General features: G+C 36.7%; 4 protein-coding genes and 1 pseudogene. 2 read left to right on the top strand and 3 right to left on the bottom strand.

The annotated features are described in order from the left end of the window. Positions 1 to 81 precede the first annotated feature (81 nt). A complete protein-coding gene (locus tag EA412_00600) occupies positions 82 to 1,305 on the bottom strand; it encodes an ABC transporter permease (protein TVR83982.1) in 1,224 nt (407 codons plus the stop codon). A 181-nt stretch (positions 1,306 to 1,486) separates the two neighbouring features. Here EA412_00600 and EA412_00595 point away from each other — a divergent pair, with 181 nt between their 5' ends. Together EA412_00595 and EA412_00590 are read left to right on the top strand one after the other, a co-directional pair. Beyond that, positions 1,487 to 2,680, top strand: coding sequence for an ADP-forming succinate--CoA ligase subunit beta (locus EA412_00595; GenBank protein TVR83981.1), 1,194 nt, complete (start codon positions 1,487 to 1,489; stop codon positions 2,678 to 2,680). Positions 2,681 to 2,774: 94 nt separating this feature from the next. Beyond that, positions 2,775 to 4,193, top strand: coding sequence for a T9SS C-terminal target domain-containing protein (locus EA412_00590; protein TVR83980.1), 1,419 nt, complete (start codon positions 2,775 to 2,777; stop codon positions 4,191 to 4,193). Between the two features lie 168 nt (positions 4,194 to 4,361). On the opposite strand, the pseudogene EA412_00585 reads toward EA412_00590, so the two are convergent. Further along, a pseudogene (locus tag EA412_00585) lies at positions 4,362 to 4,502 on the bottom strand (UPF0175 family protein). 70 nt (positions 4,503 to 4,572) lie between these two features. Continuing rightward, positions 4,573 to 4,681, bottom strand: a 109-nt coding sequence (locus EA412_00580; GenBank protein ID TVR83979.1) for a transposase, incomplete at its 5' end; no start/stop codon positions are given.

Genomic DNA, 4,681 nt, shown 5'->3' with positions numbered 1-4,681 from the left:
TATTGCTGCTCAAATGGCTGTAAGCATTGCCCTTATACAGATGAAGACAGAAAAAAACAGCAGGCTGCTAAAAAGTAAGTTTTATTTCCACCTCAAGGCTTTTACCGGAGTAATCGTTTTAATAATCAATGAAGGCAGCAACAGTAAAATCACGCAGAAAACTAATGTTCCGACATTTAGAAGCAATATGGAAGGCAAATGCAAATCTACGGGCGCATAAGCAAGATAATAGGCTTCTTCCGGTAATCGAATAAATTTAAAAGTAGATTGCAAAAGGGTAAAAGAAATCCCCAGGACATTCCCAATCAGCAAACCAATCACTAAAATAATAGCTGCAAAGTGCAGAAAAATCTGCTGAATTTTAAAATTATCGGCACCTAAAGCTTTTAAAAGTCCAACCATATTGGTGCGTTCCATTACAAGAATTAAAATAGCTGTTGACATATTTATAAGCGCAACTATAATCATTAGAATTATGATAACTTTCTCATTGGTACTTTGAAGGGAAAGCCAGTCAAAAATATTTGGATACAGTTGTTTAATCGTATATGAATTTAAATCTGTAGTGAGCCATTCGTAATAGATGCGTTCTTCAATTTCGTCCAGTTTCCGGATGTCATTTATAAAAATTTCAAATCCGCCAATCTGATCTGCATCCCAATTATTTAATCGCTGTATATGCCGTATATCTACAAATGCATAATACTGATCAAACTCTCTTATGCCACTTTTATAAATACCGCTAACCTGAAATCTACGCACCCTCATAGGTGTTTCAATAAAGTATACTATAGCATCATCTCCAATTTCCAATTGCAAACGATTGGCTGTATATTCTGAAATTAAAATTTCCGATGAAAGCTCCTCAGTAGAAAAATCAGGAAATATTCCCGATTGTATTCCATCTTCTACATATGAGCGTCGGTAATCTGCTCCAACACCTTTTAGAACCAGTCCTTCCAGATTTTCATCTGTTTTGAGCAATCCGGCTTTGTTTGCGTAAATCTGTATATGTGATATTTCTTCATCAAAACCACTTGGATTGGGATAAAAACCCTGATCAATAGAAATGGGGCTTTCCTGATAAGAAGAGCTAAAGCCTAAAGAGGTGATGTGTATATGCCCCCAGTAGTTAAAAACTTTTTGACTAATTTCATTTTGAAACCCTCTGACCATTGATGTTGCAATAATCATAACGGCTAAACTTAGGGCCACGGAAGCAATCGCTATTTTTATAATAAAAGCAGAAAATTTTTTGTCCCTCGAAAAGGCTATCTTTTTACTGATAAACCATGCTGTATTCATAGCTGATTGCTGATATTTTTAATAAAACTGAAAAATATGATTATTCTTGCTTTAAACGTAAAATACGCCTACAATTTTATTTTTTCAAATCGACAACTTGTTCAATTTCTAAATTTCAGTTAGGTTTGTAAATCTTTTTCAGATAAAGCATACTTTAAACAAACGTATTAAATCTTAACGAATGAATTTACATGAATATCAGGGAAAATCATTGTTGAAAAAACAAGGGGTACCTATTCAGGAAGGTCTGGCTGTTGATACAGTAGAAGAGGCCGTTTCCGCAGCTAATCAATTAAACAAAGAAACCGGCACAGAGTGGTTTGTTGTAAAAGCACAAATACATGCCGGTGGTCGCGGTAAAGGGGGTGGTGTGAAAATTGCCAAAAATATGGATCAGCTAAAAGAACATGCCTCCAATATACTCGGTATGCAGTTAATTACACCGCAAACCAGTGAAGAAGGAAAGAAAGTTAATAAAATTTTAGTAGCTCAGGATGTTTATTATCCCGGAGAATCTGAAACCAATGAGTTTTACATAGGGGTATTGATGGACAGGGAAAAGAAATGCAATGTAATTATGTACTCCCCGGATGGTGGCATGGACATTGAAGAAGTTGCTGAAAAAACACCGGACAGAATTTTTAAAGAATGGATTGATCCCAAAGATGGATTATTACCTTTTCAGGCGAGAAGAATTGCATTCAATTTAGGCCTTAGCGGAGATGCATTCAAAAATATGGTTAAATTTTTACCAAAATTATACAATGCATATGTTGTCAATGATGCTTCTATGATAGAGATTAATCCGGCATTGAAAACGTCTGATAACAAAATCATAGCTGTTGATTGTAAATTTACTGTAGATGCAAATGGATTATTTCGTCATCCGAATATTCAGGAGATGCGCGATTTATCTGAAGAAGACCCAACAGAGGTTGAAGCCAGCAAGCATCGCCTGAATTTCATTAAATTAGATGGTAATGTTGGATGTATGGTAAACGGCGCCGGATTGGCAATGGCTACTATGGACATCATTAAATTGGCAGGTGGTTCACCGGCAAACTTCCTGGATGTTGGCGGAACGGCAAATGCTCAAACTGTTGAAGCCGGTTTTAGAATTATTCTGAAAGACCCGAATGTAAAAGCAATTTTAGTAAATATCTTTGGTGGAATCGTTCGTTGTGACAGAGTAGCTCAGGGAGTTGTAGACGCTTATAAAAACATTGGCAATATAGATATTCCAATCATAGTCAGACTTCAAGGTACCAATGCTGTAGAAGCCAAAAAGCTGATTGAAGATTCAGGATTGAAAGTTCATTCTGTAATTCTTCTTAAAGAAGCTGCTGAAAAGGTAACAGAAGTTTTATCTGCATAAACAATCTCCAATAGGAAAAGTCGAAGCCACTGCATTTTTTGTAGTGGCTTTTTTTTTAAAGAAATGTTGTAACTTTAATATCAAATAGAAATATATGAGGCATTGTCTTTTAATCATCCTTTTTAGCTCTGTGACCGGTTTAGCAGCGCAAAACTTTGTAGATACTGTTTATACAATTCAAACGATTGAAAATGTACATTACGGAACGGCCGTAAATTTTGCCGGAGTAGATAAGGATCTGCATATGGACATTTCTTTTCCAACAAATGATGAACCATCTGTTTGTGGCAGGCCTTTAGCCATTATTATTCATGGAGGAGCTTTTGCTGCCGGCAGTAAAAATGATGCCGGTATCGCAAGAATGAGACGGGATTTTGCAAAAAGGGGATATGTAGCAGCGGCTATTAATTATCGTTTGGGTTATTTTCATACAGATATTTCTAAAAACTGCAATATTCCCAACTGGAATTGTTTTAATATCGCTGATACAACCGAATGGGTGAGAGCCTGGTACAGAGGCGTTCAGGATGCTAAGGGAGCGCTTCGGTATCTGATTAATGAACAGGATGTTTATAATATTGATGCTGCTAATGTATTTGTTTTTGGTGAAAGTGCCGGAGCATATATTTCTCTGGGAGTCGCTTTTTTGGATACAGAAGACGAAAAGCCTGCCGATTGTGGACAAATGCCGGATGCTAAAGCACCACATCAGAATTATTACGCCCCTTGTATTCAAAACACCACATTTGATATACCTATTTCGTCCATGAATTTATCCCGCCCGGATCTGGGTTCTATAAATGGTAGTTTAAATCCAACAGATAAAAATTATATCATTAAGGGAGCCGGCTCATTTTACGGAGGAGCTTTTTATGATATGTTTTCATCTTTTAGCTATACAAATGCGCCCAAACTATATCTTTTTCATCAACCCAATGATTTAATAGTACCCTATGATTATGACCGGATTTTAAAAGGATTTAACACTTGTGCTATGAGTACAAATTGTGTTTCTCTTCAGCACAGACCTTATACTTACGGAGGCAATGGAGTGCAAAATATGATAAATGATCTGTCAATTCCAACTGCTGATAAACCGGAAGTTCTATTTGAAAATACCAATAATAATGCCGATTGTCTGATGCAGGTTGCCAACCCTTCAACCGGCGGGCATCAATTTGACAGCTACTGGAACAGAACCTCAAATATGGCGGCATTTTTTGCTCAAAGCATAGGGGAGGAAGACTGTTTGCTTTTAAGCACTGAGTCTCCAAAGCCATTAGCATACAAACTCTATCCGAATCCTGCCGGATCTAAAATTAATTTGGAAATGCCCTTTAATAGAGCAGAAGTTCGCGTTTACAGCATAAGTGGTGTTCAAAAAGGTATTTATACTTTAGAAAATGGATATCTGAAAATTCCTTTAGAGAAACTTCCCTCCGGCATGTATTTTATTGAGGTGAAACATGCTTCCGGTCTTGAAACTTTTAAGTTTCAGAAGGTTGGGGAGTAGAAAACGTATTTTTTATGGGGAAAAATAACTGCTGCCGCAGATTACGCAGAAGTTCGCAGATGAAATCATTTCTGAAGTAATTTGTGAATTTTTTTTGTAAAAAGATTAAAAATCTGCAAACCAAATCATAAAGTACATAAGTCAAAAGTTAACAATGAAACAATGATCTTAGGCATTTGCGATATCTTCATTTAAATCAACAGTATCTTTTCTACTAAGAACTGAAACATTGTATTTAGCAAGTAATTCAAGAAATTCAGGTCTGGTTAATCCTAAAACACTTGCAGCAACTCCGGACGAAACTTTACCCTCCTATCCGTAGCAACAGCCTGTCCGTAGCGCCCCCGCTACCGGACAAGAAACTAAACGTAATTCTGAATTAAAATACGCATTCTACATCAATCAAACTAATCATACCGGCATAATTAGAAGTACTGCTATATAAATAATGTTCAGGTTCTGCTACCAATCCGGCTCGTACCGGGTTT

It is taken from the genome of Chitinophagaceae bacterium (genome assembly GCA_007695095.1).
Classification (GTDB): domain Bacteria; phylum Bacteroidota; class Bacteroidia; order Chitinophagales; family REEL01; genus REEL01.
The sequence above is the reverse complement of the archived record's forward strand: the minus strand, read 5'-3'. Positions and strand labels throughout refer to the sequence as shown.

Bases quoted from the DNA above. Each gene is read 5' to 3' on its own strand.
- EA412_00600 (TVR83982.1), bottom strand. From the start codon at position 1,305: ATGAATACAGCATGGTTTATCAGTAAAAAGATAGCCTTTTCGAGGGAC.
- EA412_00595 (TVR83981.1), top strand. From the start codon at position 1,487: ATGAATTTACATGAATATCAGGGAAAATCATTGTTGAAAAAACAAGGG.
- EA412_00590 (TVR83980.1), top strand. From the start codon at position 2,775: ATGAGGCATTGTCTTTTAATCATCCTTTTTAGCTCTGTGACCGGTTTA.